A 13428-nucleotide genomic window follows, 5' to 3' on the forward strand; every position below is an offset into this window, starting at 1 on the left:
AGAGGGGGCCAGCGCAGACCGTTGATCGGGACCTGTCAAGGACTCCCGTCATCACGGCACGGGGATCCCGCTCAGGCCTGGCCGTGTCTGCACACGCCTATGCGGTTGGACGCAGCGAGCGTGCAGCCGCCTCCGACGTCGCCGTGCTGGCGGTCCGGGGACCGGCCTCAGCCCCAGTAGAGGCGGAAGCCCACGCGGCGCTCGTCGGCCTCGGTCAGCGTCGCCATGTCGATCTGTCGACGCGCCTGTTCCTCGACCGGCTCGTCGGAGAGCGCCTCGAGGTAGCGGCGGTGCTCGGTCAACGAGGCGACCGCCTTCTCCACCCCCGCGCTGACGTCCATCACGTGCGGCGGGTCGGGGTCGATGGTGTGCACCGCGACGTACTGGACGCCGGACCACCGCTCCTCGGTCAGCTCCGGGAAGATCCACTCGTTGGCGGCGTCGGCCACCGCGTCGAGCACGCCCTGGGTGAGCGCCCGGTGGTCGGCGGAGTTCAGGTAGCCCGGGGTGACGCCGGGCGGGGTCCAGGTGGGGCCGCCGTACATGGTCAGCACCAGCTCCGGCCGGTGCCGGCGGATCGCGGCGGCCAGGTCGCGGCGAAGCGCCACCCCGGCTTCCAGCACGCCGTCCCGGTGGTCGAGGAACTCCACCTCCGTCACCCCGACGACGGCCGCCGAGCGGCGCTCCTCGTCCTCGCGCAGCGGGCCGGCCTCGGCCGGCGACATGCCCGCGATCCCGGCCTCGCCGCGGGTGGCCAGCAGGTAGTGCACCTCCTTGCCGGCCGCCGTCCAGACCGCGACGGCCGCCGCGGCGCCGTACTCGATGTCGTCGGGGTGCGCGGCCACGACCAGGGCGCGCTGCCAGTCGTCGGGCATGGGGAGCGAGGGCATGCCGGGCAGTCTGCTCCGGCAGGACGGCGGACGGCGAGGTCGTCAGGATGGGCTGCATGGTCGACGACGCGGACCTCGCCCACCTGCGCCGCTGCGTGGCGCTCGCCCGTGCCGCGCTCGAGGCCGGCGACGAGCCCTTCGGGTCGGTGCTGGTCGACGCCGAGGGCCGGGTCCGCTTCGAGGACTCCAACCACGTGGCCGGCGGCGACGCCACCCAGCACCCCGAGTTCGCCATCGCCCGCTGGGCCGCCGAGCACCTGACCCCCGAGGAGCGGGCCGCCGCGACCGTCTACACCTCCGGCGAGCACTGCCCCATGTGCGCCGCCGCGCACGGCTGGGTGGGGCTGGGCCGGATCGTCTACGCCACCTCGTCGGCCCAGCTCGCGTCCTGGCTGGCCGAGCTCGGCGTCCCGCCGCCCCCGGTGCGGACCCTCCCCGTCAACGAGATCGCCCCGGGCGTACCGGTCGAGGGCCCCGTGCCCGGTCTCGACGAGGAGGTCCACGAGCTGCACCGCCGCCTGCACGGGTAGCGGCGGCCGTCCAGGGCTCAGCCCGTCAGCGCCGGGCCAGCACGGCGACCAGCGGCTGCCCCGGTACCAGCTGCCGGGCCGGTTCCGGCTGCAGCCCCGCGTCGGCGAGCTGCCGGCGCAGCGGCTCGACCTCGGGCAGCTCCATGCCCTCCCCCTGGGCGCGGAGCAGCAGGTCGAAGTGCCGGCTGAACGGGTCCGGCGTTGCGGCGGTCGTCGTGACGAGGAGCGCGCCGCCTTCGGACAGCAGCCCCGCCAGGGCCCGGAACAGCGGGACCCGTTCGGCGAGCGGCAGGTAGTAGACGACGTTCGCGAGGAGCGCGAGGTCGTAGGGGCCGCCGGCCCCGCCGCCGGCCGCCAGGGCCAGGACGTCGCCGCGCAGCACGCGAGCCCGCCCGGCCAGCCCGCGCTGCGCGAGCAGCCGCTCGGCGATGTCGGCGACGGCCTCGTCGACCTCGATCCCCGTGCCCTCGGCCGCCGGAGCCGCGGCCAGCAGCGCGGCCAGGTTCTGCCCCGCCCCGCACCCGACGTCCAGGATCCGCGTGGGCCGCACCGTGCGCGCCGCGGCCACCAGCGCCGCGTGCAGGACCGGCTCCATCGCGCGGGTGAGCTGGGCGATCGTCTCCCCCTGCTCCGCGATGTCGCGGCGGGCCGGCCCGCCGTGCAACTGGGCGGGGAGCTCCCGGTAGAGCCCGGTGTGGTACCCGGCGAACCCCTCGTACGCCGCGCGCACCACCTCGTCGTCCAGCAGCCGCCGTCCGCGCCGGGACAGGGACCACCGGCCCGCCGACGCGCGCACGAGTCCGTGGCCCTGCAGCACCCGAAGCCACGGCTCGAGCAGGTCCCCGTCGTCGAGACCGAGCCGCGCGCGCACCGACGCGGTGTCGGCCGGCCCGTCCTGCAGGCACTCGAGCACGCCGGTCGACAGGCCCGCTGCGCCCACCGCGACCCGGACGGCGGCCAGACCGTCACGCGAGGCGCGCAGCCACGGCAGCCCGCCCCCGCGCAGGAGCTTCGCGACGGCGACGAGGCGGCTCATGCTCCCCCTTCCGACTCGAGGCCTGGCGTGGCACCGAGCGAGGCACCCTAGCGCCCGGCGACCGCCAGCAGGACGGCGGCCAGCTCGTTCGGAGCGCTGACCATCGGGTCGTGGCCGGTGGCCAGCTCGACCACCTCCCACCCCTGCTGCGACCGGACCAACCGCCGCGAGGGGTCGATGGTGGGCAGTGCGGGGGCGGTGCAGTCGACGAACGTCCGCGGCCGGGCGGCCCACCGGTCGGCATCGAAGTGCAGCGGCTCGTCGTACACCCCGCCCGGCTGCGGGGTCTGCTGCTGCTCGACCCACGCCGCGTCGCCCCCGGTGAGCCCGTAGGCCGACACCGGCGGCGGCGGGAGGTGCCCGCGCTCGGCGATGGCCGCCCGCCGGGCGGCCCGGACCTCCGGCGGGTTGCCGTCGGCCCAGCTCTGCCCCGGCTCCGGGACGACGGCGTCGACGTACACCAGCCGGCCGACCTCCTCGCCCAGCCGGTCGGCTGCACCGGTGACCACGAGGCCGCCGTAGCTGTGCCCGACGAGCACGGCGCCGCGGCACTCCTCGGCCCGCACCGCGGTGACGACGTCCTCGACGTGCGTGCCGAGGGTGACCTGCGGCGAGAGCTGGTGCGCCCGCTCCCCCACCCCAGTCAGCGGCACGGGGACGACGACGTGCCCGGCCCGCTCCAGCGGCGGCAGCACCCGCCGCCAGCACCAGGCGCCGTGCCAGGCCCCCGCCACGAGGACGACGGTGGTCATCGGGCCCGCGCCACGCGCAGCGCGATGCGGATGAGCGGCACCTGCAGCGGCAACCGCACGGCGGCGACCGTCATCGGCAGCGCCCGTCGCGGCACGACCCGGAAGGTGTGCAGGTGCGCGGGCACGAACGCGGCCAGCAGCGCCGCCGCGGCCCAGCCCCCGGCCCGCCGCGTCGCCGGCACCGCCATCAGCCCGGCGGTCGCGATCTCGGCGACCCCGCTGGCGTGCACCCAGGCGCGGGCATCGCCCAGCTCCGGCGGCACCAGCCACTCGAAGGTCCGCGGCCGGACCAGGTGCAGCACCCCGGACCCGCCGAGCGCCGCCGCCAGGACCGTCGCCGTCCGCGTGAGCTCCACGCGGTCACCGTAGGCTCGCCGGTCGTGTCCGCCCTCGACCTGGCCATCGCGGCAGGCGTCGCCCTCGTCGCCGGCGTCGTCAACTCCGTCGCCGGTGGCGGATCGCTGATCCTCTTCCCCACCCTGGTGGCGCTGGGGCTGGGCACGGTCGCCGCCAACGTGACCAACTCGATCGCCCAGTGGCCGGGCTACCTCGGCGGCGTCCTCGGCTTCCGCGCCGAGTACGCCGGCCAGCGCGGCCGGCTGGTCCGTTTCAGCCTCGTCGCGCTGCTCGGTGGCGTCGCCGGCAGCGTCCTGCTGCTCACCACGCCCACCGCGGCCTTCGACGTCGTCGTCCCCGTGCTGGTCCTGCTGGCCAGCCTGCTGCTGGCCGTGCAGCCGCTGCTCACCCGGCGGCTGAAGCAGGCCGAGGACGGCGGACCGCGGCGCGACCCGGTCTGGCTCTACGTGGCGCTGTTCCTGGCGACCGTCTACGGCGGCTACTTCGGCGGCGCGCTCGGCGTCATCCTGGTCGGCGTCCTCGGGGTGGGCCTGCACCGGCTCAAGCTGGCCAACGCGCTGAAGTCGGCGCTCTCGGCGGTGACCGCCACCGTCACGCTCGTCGTCTTCGGCCTGTTCGGCCCGGTCGACTGGCAGGTCGTCGCCGTCGCCGCCCCCGCCAGCCTGCTCGGCGGCTTCCTCGGCGCCCGGATCGCCACCCGCATCCCGACCACGCCGCTGCGGGTCTTCATCGTGGTGTTCGGCGTCGTCGTGGCGATCTACCTCTTCACCCGGATCTGACCGCCGGCGGGTCCGCCGCGCTGTGGGCCGCGTTACACGTGTGACGGAGGGGTCCACCCGCTCCCGGACACGCCCGGCGCTTCCCCGCCGAGCGCGGGGGCCTGCTTAGCGTCGGGGCATGCGCGAGAACCGACTCCCCCCGGTCCGGAACGCCGCCCAGTGCCCCGAGGCCCGCGTCCAGCAGCTGCACCTCATCGCCGCCGCCCGCGTGGCGGCCGTGCGCCCGGCGACCCCGCAACAGGTCTCCGACATCGTCCGCGTCACGGTCGACGACGAGGTCGACACCCGGACCTTCCGGGCCATCGTCACCGACATCTCCGACGACGTCCTGCGCTGAAGAAGGACCGCCGGCCCCGGCCTGGTGACGTGCTGGAACGGCCACCCTTCAGGGCCCCGCGCTGAGCCTGCGAAGCGTGGGGGGAAGGGTGGTCCTCTCACTCGCCGCCGCGGCCGGGCTCGCCGATGGAGATCATCGCCTCCACGGCCCGGCGGGCCCGGGCGGCGGTCTCGGCGTCGACGTCCACCGCTCCCTCGCCGGTGCGCAGGGTCTGCAGCAGCTTCGCCGGCGTGATCATCTTCATGTAGCGGCAGGCGGCGCGGTCGTTCATCGGGATGAACTGCGTCCCGGCGTTGAGCGCCCGCAGCTGGTGCAGGATGCCGACCTCGGTGGCCACCAGCACCTGGGGCGCCCGGGTGGTCGCGGCCTGCTCGACCATGCCGCCGGTGGAGAGCACCCGGGTGCGCTCGGCCGGCAGGTCGCCATGGCTGACCAGGTCCAGCACCGAGGTGGTGCACCCGCACTCCGGGTGCACCAGGATCTCGGCGTCCGGGTGGGCGGCCACCTGCGCGCGGACGTCGGACGGGCTGATGCCGGCGTGCACGTGGCACTCCCCCGCCCACACGTGGACGTCCTCCCGCCCGGTCACCCGCTTGACGTGCGCGCCGAGGAACTGGTCGGGGCAGAACAGGATCTCGCGGTCGGCCGGGATGGAGCGGATGACGTCGGCCGCGTTGGACGACGTGCAGCAGATGTCCGTCTCGGCCTTCACCGCCGCGGTCGTGTTGACGTAGCTGACGACGACGGCGCCCGGGTGCTCGGCCTTCCACTCGCGCAGCTGCTCGGCGGTGATCGAGTCGGCCAGCGAGCAGCCGGCGTCGTGGTCGGGCAGCAGCACGGTCTTGTCCGGCGAGAGGATCTTCGCCGTCTCGGCCATGAAGTGGACGCCGCAGAAGACGATCTCGCGCGCGTCGGTCTGCGCCGCCACCCGCGACAGGTACAGCGAGTCGCCGGTGACGTGGGCGACGTCCTGGATCTCGGGCACCTGGTAGTTGTGCGCCAGGATCACCGCGCCGCGCTCCTCGGCCAGCCGGCGGACCTCCGCGGCCCACGTCTCGTACTCGGCCGGCGAGAGGGTGCGCTCGTCGCCGGGGACGGCGGAGGTGGCGGGCGCGGTGGTGGCGGTCACGGAGCTCCTCGGCTGGGTGGGCGGCGGCCACATGGTCCCCTGCACGGCACGGCTGGTGTGGCGCGGGGCACCCCGGTCAACGCGGGCCGGGCCGCACCCCTTCCCGGCCGGGCTACCGCAGGTGGCCGGTGTCGTTGACCAGGCGGACGGCGGCGCGCCCGTCGGAGCGCCACGCGACGGTGCAGAACGACGCCGCCTCGAGGAACACCCGGTGGACGACGTCGTCGGGGACGTCGAGGCCGGCGGCGAGCAGCAGCTTGATCGGCGTGACGTGCGAGACGACCAGCACCGTCTTCCCGACGTGCCCGCGCAGGATGCGGGCCCGGGCGCGGGCGACGCGGTCGCTGACGTCGGCGACCGACTCCCCGCCCGGCGCGGCCACGGTGATGTCCTCGGCGAACCGGCGCGCGGCCAGCGGGTGCCGCCGCGCCGCCTCCTCGGCGGTGAGGCCCTCGAGGTCGCCGAAGTCCAGCTCGACCAGGTCGTCGTCGTATTGCACCGGCAGCCCGAGGACCGCGCCGACCACCTCGGCGGTCTCCCGGGTGCGGCGCAGCGGCGAGGCCACGATGACGTCGACGTCCAGCTCGGCGGCCCGTTTCGCCGCCGCCTCGGCCTCGGCACGACCGGTGGCCGACAGCGGCAGGTCGTTGCGGCCGCTGTAGCGACGTTCCGGGGTGTGCTCGGTGCGGCCGTGCCGCAGCAGGTGCGTCACGGTGGTGACGGCGGGGGCGCGGGGGGCCACCGGCTGGACGTCGTCCCCGGCGGTGGTGGGCTCGGCGGCGAGGTCGCGGCGGACCGGCCGGCCGTCCATGGCGCTGTTGGCCAGCGCGTCGGCGGCGCCGTTCTGCGCCCGCGGCACCCAGGTGTAGCGGACGCTGCCCAGCTGGCGGGCGATCTGCCGGGCCTGCAGCGCCAGCTTCTGCATGTCCGGGTGCTTGACCTTCCAGCGACCCGACATCTGCTCGACGACGAGCTTGGAGTCCATCCGCACCTCGACGTCGGCGGTCGGGTCGAGGTCCAGCGCCGCCTGCAGCCCGGCGACGAGGCCGCCGTACTCGGCCACGTTGTTGGTGGCCCGCCCGACGGACTCGGCCCGCTCCGCCAGCACCTTCCCGGTCGTCGCGTCCCGCACGAGGGCGCCGTAGCCCGCCGGCCCGGGGTTGCCCCGCGAGCCGCCGTCGGCCTCGACGACGAACCGCTTCACAGCCCGCTCTCCGCCGTGCGCACCAGGATCCGGCCGCAGTTGTCGCACCGCACGACCTCGTGGGGGTCGGCGTTGCGGACGGCGGCGAGCTCCTTGCCGAAGAGCTCGATGCGGCAGCCCTGGCACTGCCGCGCCTTGAGCACCGCCGCGCCGGTGCCGCCGGTCTGGGTGCGGATCCGCTCGTACAGCGCCAGCAGGTCGGCCGGGATGCCGGCAGCGGCCTCGGTGCGGGCGGCCTCGTGCCGCGCCGTCCCGTCGGCGATGTCGGCCAGCGCGTCGTCGCGCTGCTGCTCGGCGCGCGCCAGCTCGGCCGTGGCCGTCCCGTGGCCCTGCTGCGCCTCGGCGAGCGTGGCCTCGGCGGTCTCGAGCTGCTCCATGAGCTCGAGCTCCTGGTCCTCCAGGTCCGACTTCCGCCGCGCCAGCGACTGCATCTCGTGCTGCAGGTCGGTCATCTGCTTGGCCGAGACGCTGCCGGAGTCGAGCAGCCCCTGGTCGCGGGTGACCCGCGCGCGCACCGTCTCGACGTCGCCCTCGAGCCGCTTGACCTCCCGCTGCAGGTCGCGGACCTCGGTCTCGGCGCGCACCACGGCGGCGGCCAGCTCCCGCTCCGACGCGGTCGCGGTCTCCACCGCGGCGTTCTCGGGGAGGGTGCGCCGGCGGTGGGCCAGCTGGCCCAGGGCGACGTCCTCGGCGGCCAGGGCCAGCAGCTTCTGCTGGTCGAAGTGGTCGGCCTTCACCCGTCCAACCTACCGGGGCACCGCCCCGCCCCGGCCCCCGTGCGGGGGTACCACCGCTGACCTCGTCCCGGGTCCCGCCCTGAGCCTGGACGGCCCCCGTGCAGGGTCCCGCCGCGAGCCTGCGGGTCGCGGGGGCAAGAGGGCCCTCCAAGGGGAGGGCGGGGTCCTCCTACCTGCGGGCCGGGCGCTCCCCCGCCGCTCCCGGTGGTGCCGACTCCAGCGGGTCGGGCAGCTCCCGGAAGGTGCGGTCGTCCCGCTCGGCGGTGTAGTCGCTCCCCGCCGTCCCGTCGACGCCGGGGTCCACCCCTGCTGCCCGCAGCGCGGCGGTGACCAGCACGGTGACCACCAGGTTGACCAGCAGCGCGACGAAGCCGGCGTACACCGTGACGGTCGTGTCGAGGCCGAGGTCGGACAGCGCGAACGCCGACCCGCCGAAGTGCTCGCGCACGACGGTGCCGTCCGGGCCGACCCGCTGGGTGACGTAGAGAGCCAGCAGACCGGCGGCCATGCCGGCTGCCCAGCCGGCGATGAGGCCGCCGCGGTGCAGCCAGCGGGTGTAGAGGCCGATCGCCACCGACGGCAGCGTCTGCAGGATGATCACGCCGCCGATCAGCTGCAGGTCGATGGAGAACTGCGGGTCGATGAAGATGATCGCCGCGACCGCGCCGAACTTGACCACCAGGGAGACGACCTTGGCGACCTGCGCTTCCTGCCGCGGGGTCGCGTCGCGCTTGAGGAACTCCTTGTAGACGTTGCGGGTGAACAGGTTGGCCGCGGCGATCGACATGATCGCGGCGGGCACCAGCGCACCGATGCCGATGGCGGCGAAGGCGATGCCGGCGAACCAGCTCGGGAACATCTCTTGGAAGAGCACCGGGACGACGGTGTTGCCGTCGCCGCCGATCGGCGTGACCCCGGCCGCGATGGCCATGAAGCCGAGCAGGGCGATGAAGGCCAGGGCAAAGCTGTAGAGCGGCAGCAGGCTCATGTTCCGCTTGAGGACGGCACGGTCGCTGGCCGCCAGCGCGCCGGTGATCGTGTGCGGGTAGAGGAACAGGGCCAGCGCCGAGCCCAGCGCCAGCGTCGCGTAGTTCAGCTGCGAGGCCTCGCCCAGCACGATGCCGCCGGTGCCGGTGGTCGCGAACTTCGCCTCGGCGGCGCCGAAGATCGCGTCCCAGCCACCGAGCTTCGCCGGGATGACGATGACCGCGACGATGATCGTCAGGTAGATCAGGGTGTCCTTGACGAAGGCGATCAGCGCCGGCGCCCGCAGCCCGGAGTTGTAGGTGTAGAGCGCCAGGATGACGAAGGCGACGACGAGCGGCATCTCGCCCTCCACGCCCATCGCCTTGAGCACGGCCTCGATGCCGACCAGCTGCAGCGCGATGTAGGGCATCGTGGCGACGATCCCGGTGATCGCGACCAGCAGCGCCATCGTCGGTGAGTCGAACCGGGCGCGGACGAAGTCGGCCGGCGTCACGAACCCGCGCACGTGGCTGACCGACCACAGCCGGATGACCACCAGGAACACCAGCGGGTACACCACGACCGTGTACGGGACGGCGAAGAACCCCGCCGCGCCCGCCCCGAACACCAGCGCCGGGACGGCGACGAACGTGTACGCCGTGTAGAGGTCACCGCCCAGCAGGAACCAGGTGACCCAGGTGCCGAAGTTGCGCCCGCCCAGGCCCCACTCGTCGAGGTGCATGAGGTCCTCGGCCCGCCGCCAGCGGGCGGCGACGAAGCCCATCACCGTCACGAGCAGGAAGAGGGCGACGACGATGCTCAGCTCGACCACGTCGATCCCGTCCACGGGTCAGCGCTCCCGGTCCGTGCGGCCGGCGGTCGGGCGGCGCCGGGTCGCGCGGTGGGCGAGGAACGTGGCGAGGACGCCGAGGGGTACGAACGCCAGCTGCGCCCAGTAGAAGAACGGCCAGCCGAAGAGCGTCGGCTCCACGCGGTTGTAGAGCGGGACCAGCAGCGGGACCACGACGGCGACCAGCAGCAGCCAGTTCCAGGGGCTGCGGTCGCTGCGGGCGGGCGCGGACCGGCCCGTCGGCGGTGGGGTCCCCGTGCTCATCGGCCGGCCTCCTCGACGACGTCGTCCGGCCGTGGCTGCGACCGGGTCAGCGGTCGGCCCCGGCGTGCGAGGTCCACGGATCGGTGCGCCGCCGGGACACGGCGACCTCCACCCGGCCGGACAGGTCGCGGGCGAGGACGTCGGCCGCGACGGGCAGCCAGGGCCACTCGGAGGCGAAGTGTGCCACGTCACACAGCGCCGGACCCCGCACCTCCTGCGCCTCGGACACCGGGTGGTGCCGCAGGTCGCTGGTGAGGAGGACGTCGGCGCCCGCCGCGGCCGCGGACGTGAGCAGGGAGCCGCCGCTGCCGCCGCAGACGGCGACCGTCTCGATGCGCCGTCCCGGGTCCCCGGCCGCGCGGACGCCACCCACGGTCTCCGGCAGGGCCGCGGCGACGAGCTCGGCGAACCGCTGGAGCGTCACCGCCTCGGGGAGCCGGCCGACGCGGCCGAGCCCGGCGCGCGGGTCGGTCGCGGCCGGCTGGAGCGGGACGGTGCCGGTGAGGCCGAGGGCGGCGGCGAGGGCGTCGTTCACGCCGGAGCCGGACGCGCGGTCGGCGTTGGTGTGCGCGACGAACAGGCCGGCGCGGGCGCGGACGAGCCGGTGCACCAGGCGGCCCTTGGGGTCGTCGGCCGGGACGCCGTGGACGGCGGTGAGGAACAGCGGGTGGTGGGTGACGAGCAGCTGCGCGCCGGTCTCCACCACCTCGTCGACGACGGCGGTCACCGGGTCGACGGCGAACAGCACCCGGTCCACCGGCTCGTCGGGATCGCCGCAGACCAGCCCCACGGCGTCCCAGTCCTCGGCCAGCGCCGGGTCGTAGCGCGCCTCGAGCGCGGCGACGACCTCCCCCAGCGTCACGCTCACGCGTGCCGACCCTAGGACAGCGGCGTCCGCGGCGGCGGCACCAGATGGGGCAGCCTCTCGGCCGCCCGCTCTTGATCATGGGGTTGCTGCCGACACGCCAGGGCACGCGCCGAGCCCGACGACGAGTCCGACGACGAGCCAGTGACCGACGAAGGGAGTGCGTTCGACGGTCGCGTGACCGGCCGGATCAGCGAGCGGCGTGCACCGGTTGTGCCATGGCGACGCGGCGACCGTGCCGGGTCAGGCCCTGCTCCTCCTCGTGCGCGGCGAGCGCCCGCAACTCGGGCCCGAGGTCGTCGACCACCTGCCAGCCGTGCCGGGCGTACCAGGGTGCGTTCCACGGCACGTCGGCGTAGGTGAGCAGCGTGACCCGCCGCGCGCCGACCACCCGGGCCGCGGACACCGCGGCCGCGAGCAGTGCCGCGCCGATGCCCTGCCGCATCGACGCCGGGTGCACCGAGAGCTGCTCCAGGTGCACGTCGCCGTCCACCCGGTCCAGGACGGCGAACCCGACCACCGGCCGCCCGACGACCAGCACCCGCCACGCCCGCGCGCGCAGCGCGGCCGGAGGCGCGGCCGGCAGGTCCAACACGCCGCGCGCACGGAACAGCTCGTCGGCGGCCTCCTCGACCGCGGGGAGCTCCCGCAGGTCCGCGGCGGAGGCGGCCCGGACGACGACACCTGCCACGCGCGGAGCATCCCAGCCCGGCTCCCCGCGGCGGGGGTGGAAAGCTCGGCGACCGTGGCGGAGCGGGCGTTGCGTGCACCGGCCTGGCTCGAGGAGCTGGTGCGCACGACGCCTCCCCCGGTGCCGTGGCGGGACGTCGTCCGCTTCGCCGTCACCGTGCCCGCGCCGCTGGCCCTCGCGGTCGCCGTCGAGGGGGGCATCGAGCCCGGCCCGGTGCTCGGGGCCGGCGTCTTCGCCACGACCGGCGCGCTCGCCGGCAGCCTCGCTCCGCAGGGCGGACCGCTGCGCGACCGGCTGCGCCGCACGGCCGCGGCGACCGTCTTCGGCGGCATCGGGCTGGTCGTCGGCCAGTTCGCGGCCGGCGGCGGCTGGCTGCCGGTGCTGGTCGTCGCGCTCGTGGCCGTGATCGCGGCGTTCGTCAGCGCGGTGAACTCCGCGCTCTCCCTCGGCGCCCTCCAGCTGCTGGTCTACACCGCCCTGGCCTCGGGGCTGGTCACCCCGCTCTCCCCCGCGGCCGAGGTCGGCTGCTTCGTCGTCGGCGCGGCGTGGGCCACGCTCACCACGCTGGTCCAGTACGCCACCGAGCGGGACGACCCCGACCGGACGGCGGTCTCCACCGTCTTCACCCGCATCGCCGAGCTGCTCGCCGCGGCCGGGACCCCGCAGGCCGAGGAGGCGCGGCGGGAGCTGACCACCGCCCTCAACGACGCCTACGACCGGGTCATCCGCTCCCGCAGCCGCACCGCCGGGCGCACCCGCGAGCTCTCCGAGCTGGCCGGCGTGCTGAACGCGGCCGCGCCGCTGGTCGAGGGGACGGTCGCCACCGCCCGCGCCGGGCTGCCCGCCGACCCGCGGGACGTCGGCGCCGTCCACGCCTTGGCCGCCGCGGTCGCCGGCACGCAGGACCTGCCCGCGGGGCGCCCGGAGCACCTCGAGGAGGGCGAGCCCCACCGGCGGGCGGTCCGCCACGGGCTGCGGCTGGCCTGGAACGTCGTCGGCGACCCCGAGGAGCGGGCCGGCGCCGCGGTGCCCCCGCTGCGACCGGACTGGCGCCTCCGGCTGCGCGAGCTGGCCGACCGCACGGTCGTCAGCCCCGACACCCGCGCCTTCGCCGTCCGCCTGGCGCTGTGCATGACGATCGCCGAGGTCGCCCGCCAGTACCTGCCCATCGAGCGGCCCTACTGGGTGCTGCTCACCGTCGCGATCGTGCTCAAGCCCGACTTCGGGTCGGTGTTCACCCGAGCGATCCAGCGCGGTGCCGGCACGCTGGTCGGCGTCCTCCTCGGCTCGCTGCTGCTCCTGGCGCTGCCGCGGAACGCCTGGGTGCTCGTGGCCATGGCCGCAGCCGCGGCGCTGCTGCCGTGGGGCCGGGCGGCCAACTTCGGCCTGTTCTCGGTCTTCCAGACGCCGGTGATCATCCTGCTGCTCGACCTCGCCCTCCCCGGCGGCCCGGGCCTGGTCGGCGCGCGGCTGCTCGACACCCTGATCGGCTGCGCGATCGTGCTGGTGTTCGGCTACCTGCTGTGGCCGCAGACCTGGCGGGCGCCGCTCGACGAGGCGCTGCGCGACGCCGCCCACGCCCTCGACGAGTTCGTCGAGGCGGCCTTCACCGGCAGCCCCACCGAGCGGCGCCGCGCGCGGCGGCGCAGCTACCGGGCCCTCACCGAGCTGCACACGCAGCTGCAGCGCCGGCTGGCCGAGCCGCCGCCGGTCAGCACCCGCGCCGCTGCCTTCTGGCCGGTCATCGTGCAGCTGGAGCGGACGTCGGACGCCGTCACCGAGGCCGTGATCGCCACCCGCCACGGCGAGCCCGCGCCCGACCTCGCCCAGGTGGCCGTCCTGCGCCGGGCCATCCGCGAGCTCGAGGACGACATCCGCGCGCACCGGCCGCCCGACGACGCCGAGCTCCACGCCGAGGGCGTCCTCGCGCCGGTCGCCCGCGAGGTGGACGCCGCCCGCCGGCTGGTCCGCGACGCCGCTCCCGGTCGCCGTCCCGGTACCGCCGTCGCCGACGAGTAGACCGCCCGCGACCGGGTGAGGA

The 13428-nt window shown here is 75.6% G+C and carries 15 protein-coding genes; 4 read left to right on the plus strand and 11 right to left on the minus strand.

Annotation, left to right across the window (positions count from 1 at the left end):
• Positions 1–167: 167 nt before the first annotated feature.
• Positions 168–890 carry a PIG-L deacetylase family protein gene (locus BMW27_RS06575; protein WP_091440876.1) on the minus strand — a complete coding sequence of 241 codons (723 nt, stop codon included), beginning with the start codon at positions 888–890 and terminating at the stop codon, positions 168–170.
• Between the two features lie 56 nt (positions 891–946).
• Here BMW27_RS06575 and BMW27_RS06580 point away from each other — a divergent pair, with 56 nt between their 5' ends.
• Positions 947–1420, plus strand: a complete 474-nt coding sequence (locus BMW27_RS06580) for a nucleoside deaminase (protein ID WP_091441513.1) — start codon at positions 947–949, stop codon at positions 1418–1420.
• 25 nt (positions 1421–1445) lie between these two features.
• Here the strand turns inward: BMW27_RS06580 and BMW27_RS06585 are convergent, their stop codons facing one another.
• From BMW27_RS06585 to BMW27_RS06595, 3 genes are read right to left on the minus strand one after another with little or no spacing between them, the layout of a single operon-like run.
• Positions 1446–2456, minus strand: coding sequence for a class I SAM-dependent methyltransferase (locus BMW27_RS06585; protein ID WP_091440879.1), 1011 nt, complete (start codon positions 2454–2456; stop codon positions 1446–1448).
• Positions 2457–2503: 47 nt separating this feature from the next.
• A complete protein-coding gene (locus BMW27_RS06590) occupies positions 2504–3208 on the minus strand; it encodes an alpha/beta fold hydrolase (protein WP_091440881.1) in 705 nt (234 codons plus the stop codon).
• Positions 3205–3564: a DoxX family protein gene (locus BMW27_RS06595; RefSeq protein ID WP_175486390.1), complete on the minus strand. Its 360-nt coding sequence runs from the start codon at positions 3562–3564 to the stop codon at positions 3205–3207. Before BMW27_RS06595 ends, BMW27_RS06590 begins: the two co-directional genes overlap by 4 nt.
• A 24-nt stretch (positions 3565–3588) precedes the next feature.
• On the opposite strand from BMW27_RS06595, the gene BMW27_RS06600 reads away from it, so the two are divergent.
• Both BMW27_RS06600 and BMW27_RS06605 read left to right on the plus strand, forming a co-directional pair.
• On the plus strand, positions 3589–4344 hold the full coding sequence (locus BMW27_RS06600) for a sulfite exporter TauE/SafE family protein (RefSeq protein WP_091440884.1): 756 nt from the start codon (positions 3589–3591) through the stop codon (positions 4342–4344).
• A gap of 118 nt (positions 4345–4462) precedes the next feature.
• Positions 4463–4681, plus strand: coding sequence for a hypothetical protein (locus BMW27_RS06605; RefSeq protein WP_091440887.1), 219 nt, complete (start codon positions 4463–4465; stop codon positions 4679–4681).
• Positions 4682–4778: 97 nt separating this feature from the next.
• Here the strand turns inward: BMW27_RS06605 and nadA are convergent, their stop codons facing one another.
• The 7 genes from nadA to BMW27_RS06640 all read right to left on the minus strand — a co-directional run bounded on the left by nadA (position 4779) and on the right by BMW27_RS06640 (position 11387).
• On the minus strand, positions 4779–5810 hold the full coding sequence (gene nadA / locus BMW27_RS06610; RefSeq protein ID WP_091440890.1) for a quinolinate synthase NadA: 1032 nt from the start codon (positions 5808–5810) through the stop codon (positions 4779–4781).
• Between the two features lie 112 nt (positions 5811–5922).
• A complete protein-coding gene (locus BMW27_RS06615; RefSeq protein ID WP_091440892.1) occupies positions 5923–7014 on the minus strand; it encodes a bifunctional RNase H/acid phosphatase in 1092 nt (363 codons plus the stop codon).
• On the minus strand, positions 7011–7751 hold the full coding sequence (locus BMW27_RS06620) for a zinc ribbon domain-containing protein (protein ID WP_091440895.1): 741 nt from the start codon (positions 7749–7751) through the stop codon (positions 7011–7013). The genes BMW27_RS06615 and BMW27_RS06620 overlap by 4 nt, the downstream gene beginning before the upstream one ends.
• Positions 7752–7920: 169 nt before the next feature.
• Entirely contained in the window at positions 7921–9564 is a 1644-nt protein-coding gene (mctP, locus tag BMW27_RS06625; protein WP_245743339.1) for a monocarboxylate uptake permease MctP, read from the minus strand.
• A gap of 3 nt (positions 9565–9567) precedes the next feature.
• Positions 9568–9831 (minus strand): DUF3311 domain-containing protein, encoded by a 264-nt coding sequence (locus BMW27_RS06630; protein ID WP_091440898.1) that lies wholly within the window; start codon positions 9829–9831, stop codon positions 9568–9570.
• Positions 9832–9877: 46 nt separating this feature from the next.
• Positions 9878–10699, minus strand: a complete 822-nt coding sequence (locus BMW27_RS06635) for a Nif3-like dinuclear metal center hexameric protein (protein ID WP_091440901.1) — start codon at positions 10697–10699, stop codon at positions 9878–9880.
• Between the two features lie 187 nt (positions 10700–10886).
• Positions 10887–11387 (minus strand): GNAT family N-acetyltransferase, encoded by a 501-nt coding sequence (locus BMW27_RS06640; RefSeq protein WP_091440903.1) that lies wholly within the window; start codon positions 11385–11387, stop codon positions 10887–10889.
• 69 nt (positions 11388–11456) lie between these two features.
• Here BMW27_RS06640 and BMW27_RS06645 point away from each other — a divergent pair, with 69 nt between their 5' ends.
• A complete protein-coding gene (locus BMW27_RS06645) occupies positions 11457–13406 on the plus strand; it encodes an FUSC family protein (RefSeq protein WP_245743340.1) in 1950 nt (649 codons plus the stop codon).
• The last annotated feature ends 22 nt before the right edge of the window (positions 13407–13428 follow it).

The organism is Geodermatophilus poikilotrophus (genome assembly GCF_900111455.1).
Lineage (GTDB): Bacteria > Actinomycetota > Actinomycetes > Mycobacteriales > Geodermatophilaceae > Geodermatophilus > Geodermatophilus poikilotrophus.

What these genes read in the sequence shown, in the direction of transcription:
- BMW27_RS06585 (WP_091440879.1), bottom strand. Translation starts at nt 2,456, where the DNA reads ATGAGCCGCCTCGTCGCCGTCGCGAAGCTCCTGCGCGGGGGCGGGCTG.
- BMW27_RS06605 (WP_091440887.1), top strand. Translation starts at nt 4,463, where the DNA reads ATGCGCGAGAACCGACTCCCCCCGGTCCGGAACGCCGCCCAGTGCCCC.
- BMW27_RS06590 (WP_091440881.1), bottom strand. Translation starts at nt 3,208, where the DNA reads ATGACCACCGTCGTCCTCGTGGCGGGGGCCTGGCACGGCGCCTGGTGC.
- BMW27_RS06630 (WP_091440898.1), bottom strand. Translation starts at nt 9,831, where the DNA reads ATGAGCACGGGGACCCCACCGCCGACGGGCCGGTCCGCGCCCGCCCGC.
- BMW27_RS06580 (WP_091441513.1), top strand. Translation starts at nt 947, where the DNA reads ATGGTCGACGACGCGGACCTCGCCCACCTGCGCCGCTGCGTGGCGCTC.
- BMW27_RS06575 (WP_091440876.1), bottom strand. Translation starts at nt 890, where the DNA reads ATGCCCTCGCTCCCCATGCCCGACGACTGGCAGCGCGCCCTGGTCGTG.